The sequence below is a fragment of the Hyphobacterium sp. genome (assembly GCF_043584775.1).
In the GTDB taxonomy this organism is placed as follows: domain Bacteria; phylum Pseudomonadota; class Alphaproteobacteria; order Caulobacterales; family Maricaulaceae; genus Hyphobacterium.
In genome coordinates this window covers 1412646-1437238 of record NZ_CP121327.1, presented here as the reverse complement: position 1 = coordinate 1437238, position 24593 = coordinate 1412646, and the positions used below count along the sequence as shown (strand labels likewise).

General features: G+C 56.8%; 26 protein-coding genes. 24 read left to right on the top strand and 2 right to left on the bottom strand.

Translation table 11 applies throughout. The annotated features are described in order from the left end of the window. Positions 1-9: 9 nt before the first annotated feature. Positions 10-1197 (bottom strand): DUF3644 domain-containing protein, encoded by a 1188-nt coding sequence (locus P0D52_RS07090; RefSeq protein ID WP_394694719.1) that lies wholly within the window; start codon positions 1195-1197, stop codon positions 10-12. A 315-nt stretch (positions 1198-1512) separates the two neighbouring features. On the opposite strand from P0D52_RS07090, the gene P0D52_RS07085 reads away from it, so the two are divergent. The 9 genes from P0D52_RS07085 to P0D52_RS07045 all read left to right on the top strand — a co-directional run bounded on the left by P0D52_RS07085 (position 1513) and on the right by P0D52_RS07045 (position 11327). Further along, positions 1513-2862, top strand: a complete 1350-nt coding sequence (locus tag P0D52_RS07085; RefSeq protein ID WP_394694718.1) for a hypothetical protein — start codon at positions 1513-1515, stop codon at positions 2860-2862. A 52-nt stretch (positions 2863-2914) separates the two neighbouring features. After that, entirely contained in the window at positions 2915-3649 is a 735-nt protein-coding gene (locus P0D52_RS07080; protein ID WP_394694717.1) for an endonuclease, read from the top strand. Between the two features lie 72 nt (positions 3650-3721). Continuing rightward, on the top strand, positions 3722-4645 hold the full coding sequence (locus tag P0D52_RS07075; RefSeq protein ID WP_394694716.1) for a hypothetical protein: 924 nt from the start codon (positions 3722-3724) through the stop codon (positions 4643-4645). A 225-nt stretch (positions 4646-4870) separates the two neighbouring features. Next, entirely contained in the window at positions 4871-5542 is a 672-nt protein-coding gene (locus P0D52_RS07070; RefSeq protein WP_394694715.1) for a hypothetical protein, read from the top strand. A 28-nt stretch (positions 5543-5570) separates the two neighbouring features. Next, a complete protein-coding gene (locus P0D52_RS07065; protein ID WP_394694714.1) occupies positions 5571-6080 on the top strand; it encodes a hypothetical protein in 510 nt (169 codons plus the stop codon). Between the two features lie 317 nt (positions 6081-6397). Then, on the top strand, positions 6398-7543 hold the full coding sequence (locus P0D52_RS07060; RefSeq protein ID WP_394694713.1) for a N(5)-(carboxyethyl)ornithine synthase: 1146 nt from the start codon (positions 6398-6400) through the stop codon (positions 7541-7543). Between the two features lie 58 nt (positions 7544-7601). Then, the gene (locus P0D52_RS07055; protein WP_394694712.1) at positions 7602-8819 is read left to right on the top strand and encodes a hypothetical protein; all 1218 of its coding nucleotides are present in this window, start codon (positions 7602-7604) and stop codon (positions 8817-8819) included. A 122-nt stretch (positions 8820-8941) separates the two neighbouring features. After that, entirely contained in the window at positions 8942-10447 is a 1506-nt protein-coding gene (locus P0D52_RS07050) for a SulP family inorganic anion transporter (RefSeq protein WP_394694711.1), read from the top strand. 10 nt (positions 10448-10457) lie between these two features. After that, positions 10458-11327 (top strand): universal stress protein, encoded by an 870-nt coding sequence (locus tag P0D52_RS07045; RefSeq protein ID WP_394694710.1) that lies wholly within the window; start codon positions 10458-10460, stop codon positions 11325-11327. Positions 11328-11361: 34 nt separating this feature from the next. Here the strand turns inward: P0D52_RS07045 and P0D52_RS07040 are convergent, their stop codons facing one another. Next, positions 11362-12255, bottom strand: coding sequence for a hypothetical protein (locus P0D52_RS07040; protein WP_394694709.1), 894 nt, complete (start codon positions 12253-12255; stop codon positions 11362-11364). A 132-nt stretch (positions 12256-12387) separates the two neighbouring features. On the opposite strand from P0D52_RS07040, the gene yghU reads away from it, so the two are divergent. The 15 genes from yghU to nuoK all read left to right on the top strand — a co-directional run bounded on the left by yghU (position 12388) and on the right by nuoK (position 24593). Next, the gene (gene yghU / locus P0D52_RS07035) at positions 12388-13260 is read left to right on the top strand and encodes a glutathione-dependent disulfide-bond oxidoreductase (protein ID WP_394694708.1); all 873 of its coding nucleotides are present in this window, start codon (positions 12388-12390) and stop codon (positions 13258-13260) included. A gap of 264 nt (positions 13261-13524) precedes the next feature. Next, positions 13525-13890 carry an NADH-quinone oxidoreductase subunit A gene (locus tag P0D52_RS07030; RefSeq protein ID WP_394694707.1) on the top strand — a complete coding sequence of 122 codons (366 nt, stop codon included), beginning with the start codon at positions 13525-13527 and terminating at the stop codon, positions 13888-13890. 3 nt (positions 13891-13893) lie between these two features. Continuing rightward, complete coding sequence (locus P0D52_RS07025; RefSeq protein ID WP_394694706.1) at positions 13894-14460, top strand: NuoB/complex I 20 kDa subunit family protein; 567 nt, start codon at positions 13894-13896, stop codon at positions 14458-14460. Continuing rightward, complete coding sequence (locus tag P0D52_RS07020; RefSeq protein WP_394694705.1) at positions 14457-15068, top strand: NADH-quinone oxidoreductase subunit C; 612 nt, start codon at positions 14457-14459, stop codon at positions 15066-15068. Before P0D52_RS07025 ends, P0D52_RS07020 begins: the two co-directional genes overlap by 4 nt. Positions 15069-15094: 26 nt before the next feature. Further along, on the top strand, positions 15095-16285 hold the full coding sequence (locus tag P0D52_RS07015) for an NADH-quinone oxidoreductase subunit D (RefSeq protein ID WP_394694772.1): 1191 nt from the start codon (positions 15095-15097) through the stop codon (positions 16283-16285). After that, complete coding sequence (locus tag P0D52_RS07010) at positions 16285-16731, top strand: hypothetical protein (RefSeq protein ID WP_394694704.1); 447 nt, start codon at positions 16285-16287, stop codon at positions 16729-16731. Before P0D52_RS07015 ends, P0D52_RS07010 begins: the two co-directional genes overlap by 1 nt. Continuing rightward, positions 16728-17504, top strand: a complete 777-nt coding sequence (gene nuoE, locus P0D52_RS07005; RefSeq protein WP_394694703.1) for an NADH-quinone oxidoreductase subunit NuoE — start codon at positions 16728-16730, stop codon at positions 17502-17504. Before P0D52_RS07010 ends, nuoE begins: the two co-directional genes overlap by 4 nt. After that, a complete protein-coding gene (gene nuoF, locus P0D52_RS07000) occupies positions 17501-18811 on the top strand; it encodes an NADH-quinone oxidoreductase subunit NuoF (RefSeq protein WP_394694702.1) in 1311 nt (436 codons plus the stop codon). Before nuoE ends, nuoF begins: the two co-directional genes overlap by 4 nt. An 8-nt stretch (positions 18812-18819) precedes the next feature. Then, entirely contained in the window at positions 18820-19533 is a 714-nt protein-coding gene (locus P0D52_RS06995) for a hypothetical protein (protein ID WP_394694701.1), read from the top strand. Positions 19534-19589: 56 nt separating this feature from the next. Next, on the top strand, positions 19590-20003 hold the full coding sequence (locus P0D52_RS06990) for a hypothetical protein (protein ID WP_394694700.1): 414 nt from the start codon (positions 19590-19592) through the stop codon (positions 20001-20003). Continuing rightward, positions 20000-22090: an NADH-quinone oxidoreductase subunit NuoG gene (nuoG, locus tag P0D52_RS06985; protein ID WP_394694699.1), complete on the top strand. Its 2091-nt coding sequence runs from the start codon at positions 20000-20002 to the stop codon at positions 22088-22090. Before P0D52_RS06990 ends, nuoG begins: the two co-directional genes overlap by 4 nt. Before the next feature lie 14 nt (positions 22091-22104). Next, positions 22105-23160 carry an NADH-quinone oxidoreductase subunit NuoH gene (gene nuoH / locus P0D52_RS06980; protein ID WP_394694771.1) on the top strand — a complete coding sequence of 352 codons (1056 nt, stop codon included), beginning with the start codon at positions 22105-22107 and terminating at the stop codon, positions 23158-23160. Beyond that, positions 23157-23645: an NADH-quinone oxidoreductase subunit NuoI gene (gene nuoI, locus P0D52_RS06975; RefSeq protein ID WP_394694698.1), complete on the top strand. Its 489-nt coding sequence runs from the start codon at positions 23157-23159 to the stop codon at positions 23643-23645. The genes nuoH and nuoI overlap by 4 nt, the downstream gene beginning before the upstream one ends. Positions 23646-23673: 28 nt before the next feature. Continuing rightward, positions 23674-24285, top strand: coding sequence for an NADH-quinone oxidoreductase subunit J (locus P0D52_RS06970; RefSeq protein WP_394694697.1), 612 nt, complete (start codon positions 23674-23676; stop codon positions 24283-24285). Then, positions 24282-24593: an NADH-quinone oxidoreductase subunit NuoK gene (gene nuoK / locus P0D52_RS06965; RefSeq protein ID WP_187167295.1), complete on the top strand. Its 312-nt coding sequence runs from the start codon at positions 24282-24284 to the stop codon at positions 24591-24593. Before P0D52_RS06970 ends, nuoK begins: the two co-directional genes overlap by 4 nt.

Genomic DNA, 24593 nt, shown 5'->3' with positions numbered 1-24593 from the left:
TATCCGTTTTCATCGATATTGCTCGGCGTTTTCTTCACAATGGGCACGAACCCGCTCAACCCAATTCTCGTACCAAACCCAAGAGCCTTTGTAGTCACCTTGTGTTCCAAATGCTTTTGCCGGGTTTCTTGCATCAAGCGACTGCCAAAGTTCGGTGTGGTCATGCATTTTGAATTTCGAATAACCTTCGTCTTGCATCAGTTTCACAACAGCTGACGGTAAATATCTCTTCTTGTCGGTTTCTTTCAAGAAGACAGCATTTGCATCGATTGCCTCTTGCGAGTCCGCTTTAACGAATTCAACGGCAACATCGGCTTTGCTTTTGCTGTTGGCGATTTTGGGTACGAAAATCACTCTGTAGGCATAGTCAAGATCAGCAAATTGTTCCTGCGTCAGCTTGTTCCGAAAGGTTTCCAACATTGACGATATATTGGCTGGTAGATCAGCCGATATCAGTTCAGCACGCTGTCGGTTATCAAAAGTCACGAACTGGAGCGCGATGGGAAGTCGCTTTTCCAAGCCGAATTGTCTGCCAAACTCTTCACGGATGAAGTTATTGAAATTGATGCAGCAAGCCTGCAATTGGGCTCCAACGCTGTCGTCGATGGCCGAGGTTGAACGGTGTTCGATTTCATGTCGAAGTTCCAACAGAAACCGGAGATTTATCTTGCCGCCCTCGGAAATAGGTAGGTCACCATGTTTCAAACACTGGCTTAGCTCCCAGTACTTTTCGGCGCCTTCCGCGGTCTTAACGACGTTTCCTTTGGTATCGCGATGGCGATAATCAATACCGTGCTTATTGAACCAAGAATGGCAGAGGTAGGTCCATGCAATCACTGCGGTCACGATGAACAGTTCTGAGCGGAACGTGAGCCCAGCACCGTTGAATATATGGACAGCCGCTATCATCGCCTCACGAGCTTTGATCAACAGTTCATCGCCGCTATTACTTAATCCGGTTTCTGGATCAACGTCCGGCCATCGATCAAGAAACTGATCCAACTGTGACTCTGACGCAGCTTTGATATTGGCATACTTCGTATTACTGCGAATTTCACCGATAACGCGATGATTGATGGAGCGAGTTGGTCGGGTGAAAAACGCAAGAATTTGCTGATCATTATACTTCTTGGTTTTCACCATCGCCTTCACGATAGCAATTTCTGCTCGTTCAAGGGTCGCGCGTGGCTTTGCCATTTTAATCCCATTCGCCTATCAACTTCGGCGATAGTAAGGATTCTAGAATTTTACGCCAGCGAGTAGGCCTCAATAGGGTCAGGACATTGTGCGGCACAGGCTTCAATAGGGATGATGCAATTCTAGTGACGCCAGATTAAGACCGCCTGCAAAGCCTCAATAGGGCTTGGTCTATTTGGGCGCCTTATTTTTGCCATCGGCGACTCTAACATCCCCACCACCTTTGGTCGCAGTTAATTTGGCTGTAGTTGTTTACTAGCTGACGATTTCACCTCCGCAGAGAATCGAGGCTGGACGGAATGGGGAGAGGGTTCCATGCATCAATTGTTTTCAATGAAGCATATTTTTGTCGCTGTGCTCACCGTCTTTGGTGGCGGATTGACGTCAGCACAAGATGAAGGAGAGGCCGTTGCTCGTCCTTGGACGAGCTATGCTGCACAAGGTGAATACGCAGCTGCAATTCAGTCAGAAGTATTGCCCGACGGATTGCCGGACGATTTCGCAGAGCAATTTCTCAGAGATGGCGAAGCGCAGCTTTTGAATTTCACTGGCCGGTATGACGAGGCGTATTTCATCATCGCCCCAGAAATGTTTTCGGAAAACCGGGAGATTTCAGCCGACGACGAAGTATGGGTCACCCCAGAGGCGCTTGAAGGCTATCGTGCAGCAAACGCCATCGAATACATTCAGGAAGCCGTTCGAGGCAGGCAGGTCGTGATCGTCAATGAATCCCACCAAATGGGGCGTCATCGAGCATTTATGGCAGAATTGCTGCCGATCCTTAGAGCCGAGGGCTTCACGCATTTTGGCATGGAAGCACTCTCGCAAATTTCCGAAACGGCATGGAATCAAAACGGCGTGCCTGTTCGGGAAATGGGATTCTATTTTGGCGACCCCATGATGGCCCATTTGCTCGAAACCGCAGTGGCCGAACAATTTGTGTGGTTTCCATATGAGGTGCGCAGCGATCAAAGACTCGACTGTTCGACTCAATCTTGCTCTCGCGAGGCTCGGATAAATCATCGCGAAACCGTCCAAGCCCAAAATATCTTTGAACGTGTCTTTGCTCAAAATCCGGATGCGCGTGTTGTCTTGTATGTAGGACTTGCGCACCTCGACGAAACGCCCGGTCGATCTGCGGATGGTTATCAGAATGGCTGGATGGCGGCAGCGCTTTCGGAATTAACTGGATATGACCCTTTAACGATAGATCAAGTTAGCGGCGCCGGGATCGGGACCACCAGTATTGCACAGTCCGCCAGACTAATTTCAGATCGCTTCGAGTTCAGCGAGCCAAGCGTGCTGATAGACCAAAATGACCAAGCATTGGCGCCGCCGCCTGACCGTTGGCAGGCAGACCTTGTAGTGTTTACCCCGACCGAGGGTGCTAGAGAAAATGATCGCCGACCCCGATGGTTGTGGGAGTTGCCAGATCGGCGATCGGCTTGGGTTGATGTTTCAGATGTTTCGGATCGGCCGGCAGTGGTTCAAGCGTTTCGTTTGCCTATGGTGGTAAACGCAATCGCGACCGACCAGTATGCGTTACAAGAAGGCGAAGCAGCGGATCAGGTTCAGCTTCTTCTTCCGCCGGGCCGGTATCGCGTCGACATTCAGCTTCCCGATCGGCTCATTCGTCGTCCTGATATACTGATGTCTGCGGAGTGAAGGTTTCAATGACACTGCCATATTCCCCAATCGGCACGGTTATCACGAGCTCATGATCCGGTCCCTAGCTCTGTTTCTTCTGCTGCTTCCATTCAGCGCGTTTGCTCAAGACTGGGCTGACACGAAGAACGAAGCCGACGATGTCATCTACACGGCCGAACATCGTTCGACGTTCTATTGCGGATGCTCATATACATCCCACGAAGACAATGATGGATCAGGTTCCATCGATGATCTTGATGCCTGCGGATACGATAGTGGAAACAATGCTTCATCTCGTGCTCAACGAGTTGAATGGGAGCACATTGTCCCAGCTTCACTGATGCCGGCGAGGCAATGGGCGTGCTGGGCCGGACCGGATGGAAGTCGCGGTCGTTGTGAACAAGAGAATGCCAACGCTCAGGCCATGATCTTCGACCTTCATAATCTTGCTCCGTCTATCGGTCAGGTGAACCAACACCGCAGCAATGATCGTTACGCTGACCTTCCAGACGAAACGAGCGATTACGGTTCCTGCCAGATTGAAGACGACCGAGGCAGGTTTGAACCGCCGCCGTGCCATCGAGGCGATGTCGCACGCGTTTGGTTCTACATGCACGACACCCACGGCGTTCGCATTCCAGACGATGAGTGGGACATGTTTGTAGAATGGTCTGCAAACGATCCGGTCTCACCATGGGAAGCTGAACGGGAAGAACGCATCTTTGCGGCGACCGGAAGAAGGAACCAGTTTGTCCACGGTGGCGGTGTTGATGATGCGGGCTCGTGTGATTGGGAAAGGCCATAATTATATGCGCTTCATGTCCCAAGGGGTAGCAATAGAGACTTTCCGCGCTTTGTTTGGCAAGCGGAGGATGCTTTGAATTTTGCACTGGCATTACTTGCTTTAGCCGCACCGCCGGACTTCGAATCTCAATCGCAACAGATCGCCGCAATCATTGAAACATGCGCAGACCGTGTCGCATTATTGCGCGAAGACGAAGTCGACTTTGTAGATTCTGAGCTAAACCTGTCGTTCAGCAACGGCGCCGAACTAATTTACATTGGTGCGGCACATACGAATGATCCTGACGACCCGCAATTGATCGCCATACAATCCGCTATTGAAGACGACCAGCCAGATATCGTTTTGCACGAAGGCTATTCATGGCCGAACACCGCGAACTTGAGAGAAGCCGTGCAGCGGTATTTTGAGCCGGGTTATACTCAATCATTGGCAAGTTCGCTCGGCATTCCGACGGGAACATTGGAACCAAGCGAGCCCGATCTTTGGGCGGAGGTATTGAACAAGATTTCAGCCCTTGATTATCAGATGTATTTGATCACGCGACGGGTGCGCGGTTGGGTTCGACAAAGAATTAATGGAACACAGCTGACCGAACGGTCAGATCGGTATATTTCAAGCCTGCAAAGTCGTGGCGAGGCGTGGGGTTGGCCTATGCCCATTGCGGCATTCGACGAATATCAAGAACACTTCCAAGATGTTTGGCCGGGCCTTGAATTCAGTCAGATTCCGGGGGATTGGTTCAATCCGATGCTGGACGGCAGCCAAACTGGCGGGCGCCTAATAAATGAAGCGAACCGCGTTGAGTCCAATATCCGCAATGTCGCCATGTTCCGGCGAATATCTTCTTTGATTGCCGACGGCGAGACCATTGTCGCCGTCGTTGGAAGAAACCACGTTTTTCAGCAGGCACCCGCATTCCAGTGTCTACAAGATGCTATAGCGAATGCCGCGATAGACAATGTCTCGTCAAGAATGCCGATCAAATCGGTCAACTAGCACGATCATCCATTCAACAATCTCGCGTCAGCTGTCCGCATGGCTTCCTTGAGCTTGTCCTCGAATTATTCACGGAAGTCATGAGACTGAGGCTTAGCTGGCGGCACGGCTAAAGGCCGCATTTAGTTCAGACCTGTAATGTCGGGACACGGTTTTCCTTGCATGAGGTCGATATCTTCCACGAGTTTTCAATCAGTCACTGATTTTGATTCCTTAGGGGCGGCCATGAGCGAAGACGATAAGAAGACAGAAGGCGTTGAAATACGCATCTCGCCCAGCAAGAAATCGGAATTGGCGCGGGCAGCAACGCGCGAAGGAAAGTCCACCAGTGCGGTCGTTCGAGAACTGATTGATGGATATCTTTCTCCCAGCATTAACGCACGTCAGCGTTCTCGTGCCCCATTCTACGGTTTAGGCATGATAGTCGGGATTGCCCTTCTGTTCATGGCGTTCGGCTCAAACTCAACACAACAGGCTTCCGCCACCCAATTGGAAACTGATATCAGTGTGATGGTCGCCGCGGTCTCTGATACACAAAACCGCGCCATGATGGATGCTCGTATTCGCCATGATTTCGGTGAGCAGAATGGCATCCGCTTCACTCGGTTTCGTCCAGCGTTAGAAGCCGTTTTCGGAACGGGGCTTGTTGATGCTTCATATACGGAAGATGCCGCTCTTTGGGTAACAGTGTCGGCCATTGAAGCCCCCGAAGGAGAGCATCTCGTCTACACAGTTCAATTCATCTTGGTTGACGAAGAGAGCAGCGAACGGCGTGTGATTTTCGATCAGGTGATGCGGGCAAGAATTGGGTCATTGTCGAGGTTGGACACTGGCAGCGAAGACGCGGGATTAATCTCTATTAGTTTAAGGCCCGCGCTGGTTGCGGCCGAGGAATAAGCGGACGGATGCAGAATGGAGCGTCGCAATGGGTTTGGTTTTAAAGGTCGGTTGGTTCCTTGTTGCCAGCATGGTGGTCGTATTTCCGTCACAGGCAGCAGCTGATGACGAGCGATGGCTCGATATCATTCGGCAAGAAGGGATCAATACAGCTGCCGAGTATGAGCCGGATATCGTCTATTTAAGCAGCGAAGGCTCGAACTGTTTTGCACCAAGTATTTATGGCGTCCAACAATGGGCAGGGCACGGAACTGATATCATCATGCAGGCGCGTCTTTCAGCCTGCACATTGCTGGAAACGATGATGCAGTCTGGCGTCGATCAAGGTGAATTTGTCGATGCACGGATCGTTGCATTGAACGAGGCCGAGGCGATTCAAGTTCTCAGTGTTTTCGCCGCACAAGCGGGCTTGGAGAATACCAATTGGGTCATTGAATTGTCGGATGAGATCGAATCCACAAATCCGGGCATCCGATATCGGTTAGAAGTTGCGGCCATTTCACCGGGAAGCGACGAGCGGCTTTCTTGGCAACAATAGATTGGACGATGCCGTTCAAACGTTTTTCCGTGTTCCGACTCAAGCCTGTCTGAAACTGCAAAGAGCCCCGATTTCCGACCATTTTGTCGGAACGCTGTATTGAAATCTTTGACGTTTCACCGGCCTGTCACGCCGGAGGCCGCGGGTTCGAGTCCCGTCACTCGCGCCATTTCCTTCAAGAAAGCCGCCCCGACCGGGCGGCTTTTTTCTTGCTCATTTCCGGCGTGCCATTGCTATTGGCCTGAAAAAGGCGCACCGACCGGGCTGGAGCAGCCCCCTGAATACGATCGGCGCGCTGGATCCTCAAAGGACATTCAATGAGTCAACTCACTTTAGGGGTCATCGGGACCTCTAAAAAGACCGACGAGCAACGCCTTCCCATTCATCCGGAACATCTGCGACGACTCCCCGAAGTCTATCGCAAGCAACTGATCTTCGAAGAAGGCTATGGCGCACCATTCGATGTCCCGGATGCCGAAATTGAGAGACAGGTTGGCGGCATGGCGTCCCGTCAGGAGCTTCTGGCAACACTCGGCAATGTCATTATCGCCAAACCCGTTCTGTCGGATTTGGAAGAGCTCCGCGAAGGCGGCATTCTATGGGGCTATCCGCACTGCGCCCAGCAACGCGCCATCACCCAGGTTGCAATAGACCGCAGGCAGACCCTGATTGCATTCGAAGACATGTTTGTCTGGGGCAAAACCGGTCAAATGGGTCGACACACCTTTTACAAGAATAACGAAATGGCGGGCTATTGCGCCGTGCTCCACGCGCTTCGCCTGAAAGGCATAGACGGGCATTACGGCAATCAGCGCAAAGTCATTATCTTCAGCTTTGGCGCGGTGAGTCGCGGCGCAATTTATGCGCTAAAGGCGCACGGTTTCCGCGACATCACGATTTGCATCCAGCGCCCGGATCACGAAGTGCGCGAGGAGGTGCTCGATTGTCATTATGTCCGCATCCATGAGGGCGGCGAAGGGCAGGCACGCATGCAGGTGATCGAGCATGACGGCGGCACCAGTGACCTCTGTGATCTGATCCGGCAGTCCGACATTATCGTGAACGGCACATTTCAGGACCCCGACCATCCGATTGATTTCGTCACCGAAGCAGAAAAGGACTGCCTGAAGCCCGGTTGCCTGATCATTGATGTCAGTTGTGATGAAGGCATGGGATTCTATTTTGCCGTACCGACAACCTTCAGGGAGCCCATGATCCGCGTTGGCAAGGTCGACTACTATGCCGTTGATCACACGCCCAGCTATCTCTGGGAAAGCGCAACGCGGTCAATCTCGGCCGCGCTGGTTCAGCACTTGCCCTCCGTTGTCGATGGGCATGACGCTTGGCAAGCCAATGAAACCATCCGCCGCGCCATCAATATCGAGAACGGCATTGTCGTGAAGCCGGGAATTCTGACCTTCCAGAACCGGCAGGCGGACTATCCTCACGCTGCTATCCAGTAGCCATCGCCTTCCGGGCCCGTTACTTCCCGGCGCGATTCACCTATGAGGGGGTATGGCCATGAATATCCTTCTCGTCATTGTCCTGATTGCGGCATCGGGTGCATTGCTGCTGCCGGCTGTAACGGGCAACAAAAGCTGGCGAGCCACCGTTACTCCGCTGGCCTCGATTATCGGGTCCGGCTTTCTCGTTGCGGCACCGATACTTGCGCACGCGGTTGGCGACTTTGCTGCTTTCGGTATCGCCGCGCTTTGTGCGGCGGGCTGGCTGTTCGGATCGGCCATCCGCCATAATATCGCGAACGTCGAAGGCGTGCTGGAAAATCGCAAACAGGTTGTCTTTCGACGTCTTGATCAGGCATCAGCGCTTGTGCTGGCTTTCGCCTACTGGGTATCCGTCGCGTATTACCTCAATCTCTTCGCCGCTTTTGCGCTCCGCGGTTTTGGAATCATGGACCAGTTCTGGATCGACGCCCTGACCACGGCAGTGCTGGCCGGGTTGGCGATACTGGGCGTCATACGCGGATTAAAATGGCTGGAGCATGTGGAAGTCGCCGCCGTCGGGCTGAAGCTGGGCGTTATCGCGGCCCTTATCATCGGTCTTGCCATGTCGCTGGTCTTTGGATGGGGCGGCGCGCCACCGGAAGTAGCCTCGCATGAATTGCCATCCACTGGCGATCAGGTGCGCATCCTTCTCGGACTTGTCATTCTGGTACAGGGCTTCGAAACCTCGCGCTATCTCGGCAGCGCCTACAAGGCGGATATGCGCATCAATACAATGCGCTATGCGCAAATCATTGCGACCGTCATCTATGTGGCCTTCATTGGTCTCGCCACGCCGTGGTTTGCGGGGCCGCTGCCGCCGGTCGGAGGCGAAACCGCGGTGATCGACCTTTTGCGACCGATGGCCTTTGTTGTGGCGCCCATGTTGATCATTGTCGCTCTGGCTTCGCAGCTCTCTGCGGCGGTGGCCGACATGAACGGATCAAGCGGCCTCGTGGAGGATATTTCCGGCAAACGCATTCAGATGCGTTATGACTATGCAATCACGGCCATCGCGGCCATAGCACTGACCTGGGGCGCAAATATCTACCAGATCATCGTCTATGCCTCCAAAGCCTTCGCCGCCTATTATTTACTGCAATGCGTCACTGCGGTGATCAGCGCGCTGAGAGCGGACAAGCCACAATATGCCCGCGCGGCCCTTTTTGCGAGCGGAGCGGTGTTGGCCTTCGCGGTGATCCTTCTGGGCATGCCCGCTGAAAGCGGCGAAGCCTAGCATCCTGAATACGCATAGCCGCCGCCCACGATCGCCGGTTTCCAATGGCGTCGAGCTCTGTTAGACGCGCCGCTCTTTTGCGACGCGGCGATGATCGCCCCGCTTATTCCGGACCGGACGTTATGCATTTTCTTCGACTCGACGCTTTTGACTGGACACGGACCCGGCTGGAATGGTTCGGCAATATCCGCGGGGATTTGCTGGCCGGGCTTGTGGTGGCCCTGGCGCTGATCCCCGAAGCGATTGCCTTTTCCATCATTGCCGGCGTGGACCCCAAGATCGGGCTTTACGCGTCGTTTTCGATTGCCGTGCTGATTGCCTTCGTCGGCGGGCGTCCGGGCATGATCTCGGCGGCGACCGCGGCGACCGCCGTTCTGATGGTGACGCTGGTCCGCGATCACGGCCTGCAATACCTGCTGGCCGCGACAGTGCTGGCCGGCGTGCTGCAGATCGGAGCCGGTGCGCTGAAGCTGGGCAATCTGATGCGCTTTGTCTCGCGCTCCGTTCTCACGGGTTTTGTCAATGCGCTGGCCATCCTCATCTTCATGGCGCAATTGCCCGAGCTGATCGGCGTGACCTGGCTCACCTATGTGCTGGTCGCGGCCGGTCTGGCCATCATCTACATCCTGCCGCGCTTTACCAAGGCCGTGCCGTCTCCGCTGGTCTGCATTCTCGTCCTGACAGGCCTGACCATGTATTTCGGTTGGGATGTCCGCACTGTCGGCGATATGGGCGAATTGCCCGATACGTTGCCGGTCTTCCTGATCCCGGACATTCCGTTCAACTTCGAGACCCTGATGATCATCCTGCCATATTCAGCGGCTGTGGCGGCCGTGGGCTTGCTGGAATCACTCCTGACCCAGCAGATCGTCGATGATCTGACCGACACACCATCCGACCGGAACCGCGAATGCGTGGGGCAGGGCACGGCCAATATCGTCACCGGTTTTCTCGGCGGCATGGCCGGGTGTGCGATGATCGGTCAGTCCATGATCAATGTGAAATCGGGCGGACGAGGGCGCTTGTCGACCTTCTCGGCGGGCGTCTTCCTGCTCTTCATGATCCTTGTGCTGGGCGACTGGATTGCGGCCATCCCGATGCCGGCGCTGGTCGCCATCATGATCATGGTCTCCATCGGGACCTTCTCATGGTCATCGGTGAAATCGTTGCGCTCGCACCCGCTTTCATCCAGCGTTGTCATGCTGGCGACGGTCGCCGGCGTGATCCTGACGCACAATCTGGCGATTGGCGTGATGGTCGGGGTCTTCCTGTCGGGCATTTTCTTTGCCTGGAAGATTTCGCGGATCTTCAGGATCTCCTCGACCCTGTCGGATGATGGACGGTCGCGGACCTATGCCGTTGAGGGTCAGCTTTTCTTCGCGTCCACGGAAGCCTTCACCAACGCCTTCGACTTCAAGGAAGCGCTCGACGAGGTGACGCTTGATCTCAGCGCCGCGCATATCTGGGATATTTCCAGCGTGCAGGCGATTGATCTCATCGTCTTGAAATTCCGCCGCGAAGGTATGACGGTCCATCTGGTTGGCATGAATGAAGCCAGTGAAACCATCGTTGACCGCCTCGGTGAGCACGACAAGCCGGGTGCGATTGACCGCGCCGCAGGCCATTAGGAGCCGCAACATGAATCGTATCATCACCCTGATAGACGGCTCGGCCTATACCGACAGCGCGTGCGATCATGCGGCCTGGGTGTCTGAAAAGACCGGATTTGGCATTGATCTGCTGCATGTCATTGATCACCGTCCGGGCCGCTCCGGTCCTGTCAATCTCTCCGGAAACCTGACGCTCGGGGCCCGCTCCGAGCTTCTGGAAAAGCTGACGAAACATGATGAAGAGGGCGCGCGTCTGGCCCGCGAACGCGGCCGGCTGATCGTCGATGCGGCCAAGGCCCATCTGGAATCCCTGGGCTGCAAGGACGTGCAGACCAGGCTGCGCAATGGCGACTTGCTGGAAGCGGTACAGGATGTCGAGGACGAGGCCCGCGTCCTCATCATCGGCAAACGCGGTGAACATGCCGATTTCGCCAAGCGTCATCTGGGCTCCAATCTGGAGCGCGTGGTTCGCGTCGCGCACCGCCCGGTTCTGGTCACATCGCGCGCCTTCAAGACGCCAAAGCGCGCGACCATTGCCTTTGATACCGGCCCCAGCGTCGCCAAGGCCGTTGATCACATCGCCAAGGGGCAATTGTTCAAAGGCATGGCCATCCATCTGCTTCACGTCGGCGATTCGAGCGAGGCGCTCGTGAAAGCCATGGAAGCCGCGACCGCAAAATTGCGCGAGGCGGGGTATGAGGCGGCCTTTGAAATCGTGTCGGGGGAAGCGGACGCCGTATTCACCGAAAAATCAAAGGCCGGCGAGATCGAATTTCTGGTCATGGGCGCCTATGGACATTCGCGCCTGCGAAATCTGATCATTGGCAGCACAACCACCCAGATGATCCGCGATTGCCCGGTGCCGGTTCTGCTCTTCCGCCCCGATATGAACGCCTGAAAGGTTTCAAAGAGCCTTTCTGAATGCCAATTGGCTAATCAGTTCCGCTAGCCAATGGTTGGCGTGTAACAACTTGACTGCGCCACTGATTTTCATTGGCTCCGTCTGGCAGTCTGATTTCGGTTTCGCTCAGCCTCTCGATTCGGAGGATATCGCCTAGTGTGTCCGTTTCGATAGTCAGAGATAATTGCCCGGAGATTTGCTCGTCTCTCCGCTCTTCCATTGAATCCTCGATATCTAGCGGGGGGCGACCATAGATCTCGGCAATGATCACATCAGCCATTGCGCGTTCGCGGCGAATGACATCGGGATCGATATCGAACTGTGCAGTATAGCTAAGACCGCCTGAATCCCGTTGGCGGCTATCAAGATGAGCTGGCTCAAGTGTTCCATGCTCAGCCACCAGACTGCCATCAAACAACTGGTATTGGTGAACGATCAAAGGCTGAACATATCCCACGGCAGATTCGGGATCGCAATCGATCTGGAAAGCGGTCCAGGTGAAAAGCCATCGGCCGCACATCGATCGGTCAAAATCCCAGTGTTCGAGCCAAGGATCTACCCGGCTTTCAAGCTCCGAAAGATTTTGAATTGAGACCGTTCCTGCGGAATCGATAAAAACATGCACCGGCAATTGCCAAACGCGCGCCCGCTCCTCGTCTGTCGCATCGGAATGGAAATCGTATTCGACGAGGATGCCGTCTTGGCTTCGCTCGATAATACGCTCGGTCAAAGTCTGCCGCGAGGAAGAACTCGATCTCGACCCGTCAGCCGTTCCGCGTGTTTCTGTCTCCATCACGACGAGAAATTGTGATCCAATCTCGGGCCGAACTGCTGATTGCAGGGCTCCAACAGGTATCGCTGGCCAAAACGAAAATAAGACGAAAAGGGCAATTGGAATACGTAATTCTCTCATGTCATGCAGCATGCTTGCGATTAACGACATTGTCCATCGATGCCGATAATTCCAGCGAATTACGTTCGGGTTTTCCGGTGAGTGGTTTATTTATCGTCGCATCTCCCCATATGCTCGAAACCAACCAAACGCCGAGGATCGATCATGGCCGATACGCATTCATGGACACCGCCGAAAGTCTGGACCTGGGAAAAGGGCAATGGCGGTCGCTTTGCCAATATCAACCGGCCGACGGCGGGCAAGACGCACGATAAGGATCTGCCCGTCGGCAAACACCCGCTTCAGCTTTATTCGTTGGCAACGCCGAACGGTGTGAAGGCCACGATATTGCTGGAAGAATTGCTGGCGAAGGGCCATGAGGGCGCGGAATACGACGCCTGGCTGATCAATATCAATGAGGGCGATCAATTCTCTTCCGGCTTCGTCGAGGCCAATCCGAATTCCAAAATCCCCGTGCTGGTCGACCATTCCGCCCAAACACCACAACGCGTCTTCGAATCCGGTTCCATCCTGGTTTATCTGGCGGAGAAGTTTGGTGAATTCCTGCCCACCGACCCGAGCAAACGCGCCGAGACCTTCAACTGGCTGTTCTGGCAGATGGGCTCCGCGCCGATGCTGGGTGGCGGTTTCGGGCATTTCTACGCCTATGCGCCGGAGAAATGGCAATACCCGATTGACCGCTATGCCATGGAAGTCAAACGCCAGATGGATGTGCTCGACCGTAATCTGGCCGACCGCGAATACGTAATCGGCGATGAATACACGATCGCGGACATGGCAATCTTCCCCTGGTATGGCGCGATGGCCAAGGGCCTGCTCTATGATGCCGGCGAGTTCCTGTCGGTCCACGAATACAAAAATGTCATCCGTTGGGCCGACCAACTATATGCCCGCGACGCGGTCAAACGCGGCCGCATGGTCAACCGCGCCTGGGGCGAGCCCTCAAGCCAGTTGCTGGAACGCCATGAGGCTTCGGATTTCGAGACAAAGACGCAGGACAAGGTCGCGACGTCCTGATCCGGCCCGGAATCGATTGAAAGAGCCGCTCCTCCGGGGGCGGCTTTTTTGATTCCGCGGGGACAAACTTGCAAACCATTCTCACCTGACGGTATTTCAAGCACTTGCGCGTGGATTTCGCACAGAAAAAGCCGCCTTTTCGCCTTGCGAGTGATGTCGGCTCGCTCTAGCTTCCGGCCCGACCGTGTGGGGGCTATTGGTCAGGCCTGACTCGCTATTCTGCGTAGGCCGGCCCCTCACATTAGCTACTCGGGGCGATCCGTCATGAATGCGCTTCTGCTCGAATACTTGCCGATTATCATTTTTCTGGGAATCGCGTCTGCGATGGGCATTGGCTTCATGCTGGCCGCCTGGGTATTGGCGCCGTCCAAGCCGGATCCGGAAAAAGTCTCGACATATGAGTGCGGATTTGAAGCCTTCGACGATGCCCGGATGAAATTCGATGTCCGTTTTTATCTCGTCGCGATTCTGTTCATTATCTTCGATCTGGAAGTGGCCTTCCTCTTCCCGTGGGCAGTGACGCTCGGCGAGACCGGTCTTTTCGCTTTCTGGTCGATGATGGTGTTCCTTGGTGTGCTCACCGTGGGCTTCATCTACGAGTGGAAAAAAGGCGCGCTGGAGTGGGAGTAAATCATGGCTGAGAACACCATCATTCCTGCGGGTTCTGCCGGTCGCGCCGCCACCCCGCATTATGACCCGAAAAAGCACGATCCGTTTTTTGACGGTGTTTCAGATGCGCTGGCCGACAAGGGTTTTGTCGTCGCCGCCGCCGATGACCTCATCACCTGGGCGCGCACCGGCTCGCTGATGTGGATGACATTCGGTCTGGCCTGCTGCGCGGTCGAGATGATGCAGGCGGCCATGCCGCGTTATGACGTCGAGCGATTCGGTTTTGCGCCGCGCGCTTCTCCGCGTCAGTCGGATGTGATGATTGTGGCTGGCACGCTGACCAACAAAATGGCACCGGCGTTGCGCAAGGTTTACGATCAGATGCCCGAGCCGAGATATGTGATTTCTATGGGCTCCTGTGCCAATGGCGGTGGCTATTACCATTACAGCTATGCCGTGGTGCGCGGCTGCGACCGGATCGTGCCGGTCGACATCTATGTGCCGGGCTGCCCGCCGACCGCTGAGGCTCTTGTGTACGGCATCTTGCAGCTTCAGAAGAAAATTCGCCGCGAAGGCTCGATCGAACGATGAGCGAACGATTGAAGGAACTTGGCGAACACATCTCGGCGCAGCTGGATTCGGCAATCCGCGACTGGTCGGTGGATGTCGGTGAGCTGAACATCACCATTCACAGCGACCGCGTCGTGGAAGTGATCAAATTCTTGCGCGATGACCGCGCCTGCCGCTTTACGACGCTGATCGATATTTGCGGCGTCGACTATCCGCAGCGCTCCGAACGCTTCGAGGTGGTGTATCACCTGCTGTCCATGCCGTTGAACCATCGCATCCGGATCAAGACCTCGACCGACGAGGAAACGCCGGTGGCCTCGCTGTCGGACATTTTCCCGGTTGCCAACTGGTTCGAACGCGAAGCCTTTGATATGTATGGCATTGTCTTCTCCGGCCATCCCGATCTGCGCCGTATCCTCACCGATTACGGCTTTAACGGACATCCGCTGCGCAAGGATTTCCCACTCTCCGGCCATGTCGAAGTGCGGTGGGATGAGGAAGAAAAGCGCGTTGTCTACGAACCGGTCGAGCTGATTCAGGAATATCGCGACTTCGATTTCCTCTCGCCCTGGGAAGGCGCGAAATACGTCATTCCGGGTGACGAGAAAGCCAAGGGGGAGGGCGCATAATGTCCGATCTGATCAACCCCGAAGACATGGAACAGCTCGACGACCGCAAGTTCACGATCAATTTCGGCCCGCAGCACCCGGCGGCACACGGCGTGTTGCGCCTCGTGCTGGAGCTCGATGGCGAGATCGTCGACCGCGTGGATCCGCATATCGGCCTTCTGCACCGCGGCACGGAAAAGCTGCTGGAGCACAAGACCTACCTTCAGGGCATCGGCTATTTCGACCGCCTCGACTATGTGGCGCCGATGAACCAGGAGCACGCCTTCTGCCTGGCGATCGAGAAGCTCGCCGGCATTCCCGTCCCGCGCCGGGGTGAGTATATCCGCGTTCTCTATTGCGAGATCGGCCGTATCCTGTCGCACATCCTGAATGTCACGACACAAGCGCTGGACGTCGGCGCTCTGACCCCGCCGGTCTGGGGCTTTGAAGAGCGCGAAAAGCTGATGGTGTTCTATGAGCGTGCCTCCGGCTCGCGCATGCACGCGCACTATTTCCGTCCCGGTGGCGTTCACCAGGACCTGCCACTGAAGCTGATCGAGGATATCGGTGAGTGGTGCGAGCAATTCCCGGCCAAGCTCAAGGACATTGATAACCTGCTGACCGAAAACCGGATTTTCAAACAGCGCAATGTCGATATCGGCGTGGTGTCCAAGCAGGATGCACTCGAATGGGGCTTCTCCGGCGTCATGGTGCGCGGTTCGGGCATGGCCTGGGATCTGCGCCGCTCGCAGCCCTATGAGGTCTATGACGAGCTGGAATTCCAGATTCCGCTGGGCAAGAACGGCGATTGCTGGGACCGCTATCTGATCCGCATCGAGGAGATGCTGGAATCGGTCAAGATCATGAAACAATGCGTCGAATGGCTGTCGCGGGCGGAAAATGCCGGCGAAGTCCTGCCGACGAATTCCAAATTTGCACCGCCGCGCCGCGCCGAGATGAAGCAGTCGATGGAAGCGCTGATCCATCACTTCAAGCTGTACACTGAAGGCGTCCATGTCCCGGCAGGCGAAGCCTATGTCGCCGTCGAGGCGCCGAAGGGCGAGTTTGGCGTCTACCTCGTCGCCGATGGCACCAACAAGCCGTATCGCGTGAAAATCCGCGCGCCGGGCTTTGCCCACCTTGCGGCCATGGATCATATCAATCGCGGTCACCAGCTGGCAGACGTGTCGGCCATTCTGGGCTCGCTGGATATCGTGTTCGGAGAGATCGACCGATAATGCTGCGGATTGCTGTCATACCGGCTTTGCTGATAACTGTCGCCGCGTGCTCGCCACGTGATGACAGCGCGCTGCATGCGCAGATCGCGGAATCGATCGGCAATGAGCCACCCTATTCGGCAGTCGGCATCATTCGCTGTCTGGGTAATGACGCCGAGGCGGAATGCATGGGCTGTGTGCTGACGGCTTATGATCCCGGCGATCTGGATAATCGGGTTTTTGCTGAAATCCAGCAATACAATTTCCGGACCGATGGCGAAGCGGGGATGGACCTTGTCTCCTTTGGCGGGGCGCATGGGATTGAACGCATTCAACATGATGGCACGCCGGCAGGCGTCGCCGAAGCCCTGCGGGCCGGCCGGGAATGGTGTGACGGGCAGGGTGTTACGGACTGGTATGTCGAGAATGACACCGTCGCCGAGACGTATGAAGGAGGCGCGCGATGAGCGCTCGCAAAATTGCTCTGGACCAGCCCGAAAGCTTCTCGTTTTCAAAGGAATCCGAGAAAGAAATAAAGTTCTGGTTGAACAAGTATCCGGAGGCCAAGAAAGCCTCCGCCGTCATTCCCATGCTGTGGATTGCACAAAAGCAGGATGGCTGGGTGTCCGAACCGGCCATGCGCGAGATCGCGGATCGTCTGGGCATGCCGAAAATCCGGGTGATGGAGGTGGCCACCTTTTACACCATGTTCAATCTGGCCCCGGCGGGCGAGCACCTGATCCAGCTGTGCGGCACGACGCCTTGCTGGCTGCGCGGTGCGGATGATCTGAAGAAGGTCTGCGCCGACAAGATCGGTCCCAAGGGACAGGTTTCGGCCGATGGCAAGCTGTCCTGGATGGAAGTGGAATGCCTCGGCGCGTGCGCCAATGCGCCAATGGTGCAAATCTCCAATACGGCCGGCGATCATTATTATGAAGACCTGACGGGCGAAACCCTGGGCCAGATCATTGATGATCTGGTGGCCGGCAAAACGCCTAAAGCCGGATCGCAGATCGGGCGGTCCTGTTCGGAAGCCGAAGGTGGCTCGACCGCGCTGACCGACGGGTCACTCTATGACGGCTCGCTGGCCAAGAAGATCAAATTGCCCAACGCCGCGAATGATACCGGCGAAAAACCGGCAAAGCCCAAGGAAAAGGCCAAGCCCAAGGACACCAACACGACACCGCCAAAGGATACCCCCAAGGCCGTGCGCAAAAAGGGCAAGGGGAGTGAGCTATGACAAAGCTCCTGGACGATAAGGATCGCATCTTCCTGAACCTGTTTGGCCGGGAAGATCCGGGTCTGGACGCGGCAAAGAAGCGTGGCGCATGGAATGCCACCAAGGACATGATCGATATGGGTCCGGAATGGATAGTCGATCAGGTCAAGGCGTCCGGTCTGCGCGGCCGCGGCGGAGCAGGGTTTCCGACCGGTCTCAAATGGTCCTTCATGCCCAAGGAAGTCGGCGCACGCCCGCATTATCTGGTCGTCAATGCGGACGAATCCGAGCCGGGCACCTGCAAGGACCGCGAGATCATGCGCAATGATCCGCATCTCCTGATCGAGGGCTGCCTGATCGCCTCTTTCGCCATGCGCGCCAAGGCCTGCTACATCTATATCCGCGGTGAATATGTCGATGAGCGGATCGCGCTCGAAAAGGCCATCAAGGAGGCGTATGACGCCAAGCTGATCGGCAAGGACAATGTCCATGGCTGGGATTTCGATCTCTATATCCACCACGGCGCCGGCGCGTATATCTGCGGCGAGGAAACCGCGCTGCTCGAAAGCCTGGAAGGCAAGAAGGGCCAGCCGCGCCTGAAGCCGCCTTTCCCGGCGAACGCCGGCCTGTATGGCGCGCCGACGACTGTGAACAACGTGGAATCCATCGCCGTCGCGCCGACCATTCTGCGCCGCGGCGCGGACTGGTTTGCAGGCTTTGGCCGCGAGGGCAACGCCGGCACCAAGGTGTTCTCGATCTCGGGCCATGTGAACGCGCCGTGTAATGTCGAAGAGGTCATGTCGATCCCCTTGAAAACGCTGATCGAAACCCATGCAGGTGGCGTTCGCGGTGGCTGGGATAATCTCAAAGCGGTCATTCCGGGCGGCTCGTCCGTTCCGTGTATTCCGGCCGATACCTGTACCGATATCCTGATGGATTTCGATGCGCTGAAGGATGTGAAATCCGGCCTCGGCACGGCGGCGGTGATTGTCATGGACAAGTCCACGGACATCGTGAAGGCGATTGCCCGGATATCCTATTTCTACAAGCATGAAAGCTGCGGCCAGTGCACGCCGTGCCGCGAAGGTACGGGCTGGATGTGGCGCGTGCTGGAACGCATGGCGCGCGGCGAAAGCTCGACCGACGAGATCGACAAGCTGCTCGATGTCGCCAGCCAGGTGGAAGGCCACACGATCTGCGCGCTCGGGGATGCCGCGGCCTGGCCGGTACAGGGCCTGATCCGCCATTTCCGCCACGAGATTGAAGACCGCATCAACGCCTACCGCGCGGGTAAGCCCGTCGCGGTGTCACAGATGGCCGCGGAGTAGATGACGCAGTGAGAACCTTCCTCACATACGTTCTGGCGGCTGGCGCTTTGGCTCTGGGCTGGTTTGCGACGCAGAATGCTGCGGTCGCGATCATTGCTCGAAGCTATAGATTCGATCCTGCGACTGCAGACTTGGTGGAACGCCTCCTATTTCCGAATCTGTTTTCATGGGCGTCATCCTCTCTCGTAGGTATGACTGCGATATTTGTTGGCTTGGCCTTGGCGGGCTTCGCCTGGTTTGTCTCGCGAAGATCCTCGCAAGGGTCAGCAGAGCAGGGCGACATGCTGAAAACAATCTGCCTTGCTGCAACTGTTGCCTCCATACCGCTTGCGGTAACATTGGGATTAAAGCTGTATTCTCAGACCAGAATGTTCGAGTTCACGCCCAATATTCTGGCTGGCGGCCTATTCGAACTGACGATAGCCTCATTCGGCAATCTTGCGCTGATTGCGGTATCGTACGGGTTAGTCGCGTGGTTCGGTAATGCCGTGCTTCGAAAAAAGTATCCGCGCCGCCCGACTGAAAGCCACATTGCCGCCGGAATTGCCACAGCCGTTTCAGCCAGAGCAATTCTGATGATTGCTTTCCTATTGACGAGCCTCATTGATGTATCAAGGGCCGCAGGGTTTCTGCTCCTCAGCATCATTGAAGGGTCAATCTGGGGCACGGTCTTCTGGCTCCGCCAGCCAAAGCGGGCTGATACGAAGGAGGTGTTCGCATGACAACTTTCCTTACATACGTTCTGGCGGCGCTGGCCACAGCGGCCGTGACGGTCGGCATGCTGACCGGGCTGAGTCCCGAAGCGTGGCAGATTGAACGTCTGCCCGGCCTTGCGCTGCTCTGGTTTGGAACTTGGGCTGTCGCCGGTTCATTGATCTGGTTCGTTGTTGCCTCGGGCGCTCGCTATTTCCTCAACTGGGGACATCGCACCTGGTGGACGATTGTCAGGTCCAGTGCTGTTTTTGCTGGTTTTTCCCTGTTGCTTACCGTTCCGCTTTTCGGGCCAGAATATGCCGCGCACGTTCAAACGATGCGGCCCGCTGAGCATCGAACTGAAATTCAATTCGGGCTCTTCGCCCTTATCCCCGGGTTGATGTTGCTGCCCCTGGCTGCGATCCCCGGCGCGATCTGGGGCACCATCTTCTGGCTCCGTGAGCCTAAAGCTACTCAAACAATGGAAGCTGCGGCATGAGTGATAATCTCCGCACCATCATCATCGACGGCGAGGAAATCGACGTCCCGAACCACTACACGCTGCTGCAGGCAGCCGAGGCGGCGGGCAAGGAAATCCCGCGTTTCTGCTATCATGAGCGCCTGTCCGTGGCCGGCAATTGCCGCATGTGTCTGGTCGAGCTGGTCGGCGCGCCGAAACCGGCCGCGTCCTGCGCCATGAATGTGTCGGACATGCGCGGCGGGCCGAATGGCGAACCGCCTGCGATGAATACCGCTTCGCCGATGGTGAAGAAGGCGCGCGAAGGCGTGATGGAATTCCTGCTGATCAACCACCCGCTCGATTGCCCGATCTGCGATCAGGGCGGCGAGTGCGATTTGCAGGACCAGGCCATGGCCTATGGCCGTTCCGGCACGCGCTACACCGAGAACAAGCGCGCCGTCGAAGACAAGAATATGGGCCCGCTGGTCAAGACGATCATGACCCGCTGCATCCAGTGTACGCGCTGTGTGCGCTTCGTGACCGAAGTCGCCGGCTCGCCGGAAATCGGCATGCTGAACCGTGGCGAAGATGCTGAAATCACGACCTATCTGGAAAGCAATATCCAGTCGGAACTGTCCGGCAATGTGATCGATCTCTGCCCCGTTGGCGCGCTCACCTCCAAGCCGTATGCCTATAATGCGCGGCCCTGGGAGCTGAAGAAGACCGAGACCATCGACGTGATGGACGCAATGGGCTCCTGGATCCGCGTCGACAGCCGCGGGCCGGGCGTTCTGCGCATCATGCCGCGCGTCAATGACGAGATTAATGAGGAATGGATTTCGGATAAAACCCGCTTCATCTGGGACGGCCTGCAGCGTCAGCGCCTCGACAAGCCCTATGCTCGTGTCGAAGGCAAGCTGGCACCGGTCAGCTGGGATATTGCGCTCGGCATGGCCGCCGACAAGCTGTCCGGCGATGCCTCGAAAATTGGCGTCATTTCCGGCGATCTCAATTCGATTGAAGAGCTGAAAGCGGCAAAAGACCTGTTCGACGCGCTTGGCGTCACCTCCATGGATGGCCGTCAGGCCGGCGAAAAATTGGGTGAGGGGCCGCGCGAAAGCTGGCTCTTCAACTCCACCATTGCCGGGATTGACGAGGCCGACGCGATTTTGCTGGTTGGCACCGATCCGCGCCTTGAAGCGCCGGTGCTCAATGCCCGCATTCGCCGCGCCTGGCTGGAGCGGGACGTGAAAGTCGGCGTCATCGGCGCGACCGGTGATCTGACCTATCCGTTCGAGCAAGTGGGCGATGGCCCCAAAGACCTCAAGGGCTTTGGCGGCAAACGCTCGGGCTTTACCAAAGTCCTGAAAGACGCCGAAAAACCGATGATCATCGTTGGCGCGTCCGCCCTGGCCCGCGAAGACGGCGCTCAGGTGCTGCGCGCAGCCGGCGAGGTCGCGGCGAAGGTCGGGGCCGTCAAGGATGGCTGGAACGGCTTCAACGTGCTGCACACCGCTGCTTCGCGCGTTGGTGCTCTGGATCTCGGCTTTGTGCCGGGCAAGGGCGGTAAGTCGGTCGCCGAAATGCAGGCCGGTGGCATGGACACCATCGTCCTGATGGGCGCAGACGAGATCGAGGCCGATTTCGGCGATGCCTTCGTCATCTATGTCGGCCACCACGGCGATCGCGGTGCGCATCGCGCGGACCTGATCCTGCCCGGCGCGGCCTATACCGAGAAAAAGGGCATGTGGGCCAATATGGAAGGCCGCGTGCAATTCAATGCGCGGGCCGTCTTCCCGAAGGGCGACGCGAAAGAGGACTGGGCGATTTTCCGGGCCCTGTCAGAGCGCCTCAACAAGACGTTGCCATACAATTCGCTGGAAGAATTGCGTGAGAAGCTGATTGCCGATCATCCGGTCTTCGGCGGCATTGATCACGCGCCGGGCCATGCCTCGGCTGCTGAATTTGATGTGGCATCGATTGGCGAAGCGGGCGATATGGGCGCCGAGCCTTTCCGGTCGGCAATCGCTGACTTCTACCTCACGAACGCAATCGCACGGGCCTCGAAAACCATGGCGGAATGTTCGGCACTCAAATCAGCGCCTCACGCGCAAGCGGCGGAGTAGGGGAGATGGAGACGATGGACCCGATCTCTTTCTGGAACTTGCCGGTCTCCGTCGAGTGGACGCTTGTTGCGGTCGGTCAGATTCTGGCCTTCATGATCGTACTTCTGATCTCGCTTGCCTTCCTGCTGCTTCTGGACCGCAAGGTCTGGGCCTCCGTCCAGATGCGCAAGGGCCCCAACGTGGTCGGCGCTTTTGGTTTGCTGCAGTCCTTTGCCGACTTCCTGAAATTCGTGTTCAAGGAAATCGTCGTGCCCGCGGGCGCGGACCGTACGCTCTTCCTGATCGCACCCCTGATTACCTTCATCCTCGCCTTCATCGGCTGGGCCGTTGTGCCGGTCGCACCGGGCTGGGTGATTGCCGATCTCAATGTCGGCATCATGTATCTGTTCGCGATTTCATCGCTCGGCGTTTACGGCATCATCATTGGCGGCTGGGCCTCCAACTCGAAATATCCCTTCCTCGGCGCGCTGCGGTCTGCGGCGCAAATGGTGTCCTATGAAGTCTCCATCGGCTTCATCATTGTCACCGTCCTGCTGTTTGCGGGATCCATGAACCTGTCGGTCATTGTCGACCAACAGGCCGGCGGCTTCTGGAACTGGAATCTTCTGGCGCTGCACACCCTGCCAGTGCCGATGTTCCTGGTGATGATCCCGATGACGGGCATTTTCTTCATCTCGGCGCTGGCGGAAACCAACCGTCCGCCGTTTGACCTTCCCGAAGCGGAATCCGAACTGGTGGCCGGTTATCAGGTGGAATACTCCTCCACCCCGTATCTGCTGTTCATGATCGGCGAATATCTCAACATCGTTCTGATGTGCGCCATGACGACCATTCTCTTCTTCGGCGGATGGCATGCACCGTTCGAATTCCTGTCCTTCCTGCCGCCTTTCTTCTGGTTCGCCGCGAAAGTGGTCTTCTTCTTCTTCATGTTCGCCATGGTGAAGGCGCTGGTGCCACGCTATCGCTATGACCAGCTGATGCGTCTGGGCTGGAAAATCTTCCTGCCGACCTCACTCGGTGCTGTCGTACTGGTTGGCGCTTACGTTGCCTATTCGGGAGCTGCCTCATGAGCCGTATCGCCCAAACCATTCGCGGCGCCTTGCTGATGGATTTCTGGGGCGCGTTCGTCATGGGCCTCCGCTACATGGCGCAGCCGAAAGCGACCATCAATTATCCCTTCGAGAAAGGGCCGATCAGCCCGCGCTTCCGCGGTCAGCACGCTTTGCGCCGCTACGCCAATGGCGAAGAGCGCTGCATCGCCTGCAAGCTGTGTGAAGCGGTTTGCCCGGCGCAGGCGATCACCATTGAAGCCGAACCGCGCGAGGACGGCTCACGCCGCACCACGCGCTATGACATCGACATGGTGAAGTGCATCTATTGCGGCTTCTGCGAGGAAGCCTGTCCGGTAGACGCCATCGTCGAAGGGCCGAATTTCGAGTTCGCCGCGGAAACCCGCGAAGAGCTCTACTACGACAAGGAAAAACTGCTTGCGAATGGCGATCGGTGGGAACGCGAGATCGCGCGCAATCTGGAATTGGACGCGCCTTACCGCTAGGGCGGGCGCAAACGGAACGGGGCGGCTGATGCTGCAGGTAATAGCATTCTGGATATTGGCGAGCGTGACAGTCCTGTCCGCTTTCTTCGTCGTGGCCGCGCGAAACCCGGTGAGGTCCGTTCTGTGGCTGATCCTCGCCTTCTTCTCGGCGGCGGGCCTGTTCGTCCTCCTGGGCGCGGAATTCCTCGCCATGCTTCTGATCGTGGTCTATGTCGGCGCGGTCGCGGTGCTCTTCCTCTTCGTCGTGATGATGCTCGATGTTGATTTCACCGAGCTTAAGCAGGGCTTCCTCAGCTATCTGCCGTTCGGCGCGCTGGTCGCGATCGTGCTGGTCGCGGAATTGATCATTGTCGGTCAGTCCTGGACGCAGGCGAATGTCGTGGCCCCCGCAGGTGCCAGCACGACGCCGGAAGGCGTCTCCAATGTCGAGGCGCTCGGCATGCTGCTCTATGACGATTATGCCTATTTCTTCCAGGCCGCAGGTCTGGTCCTGCTGGTCGCCATGATTGGCGCGATCGTCCTGACCCTGCGCCACAAGCCGCATGTGAAACGTCAGAATATTGCCGAACAGGTGGGCCGCGATCGCAAGACGGCGGTCACCATGCAGGATGTGAAATCCGGAGAGGGATTGGGCGAATGACCGAGATCGGACTGTCACACTATCTCGCGGTTGCCGCGATCCTGTTCACCATCGGGGTGTTCGGCATTTTCGTGAATCGCAAGAATGTCATCATCCTTCTGATGTCGGTCGAGCTCTTGCTGCTCGCGGTCAACATCAATCTCGTGGCGTTTTCCTCCTTCCTCGGCGATCTCGCCGGACAGGTCTTCGCCATGTTCGTTCTCACCGTCGCGGCGGCTGAAGCCGCGGTGGGTCTTGCAATCCTTGTCGTCTACTTCCGGAATCGTGGAAACATTTCGGTCGAAGACGTGAACCTGATGAAGGGCTAG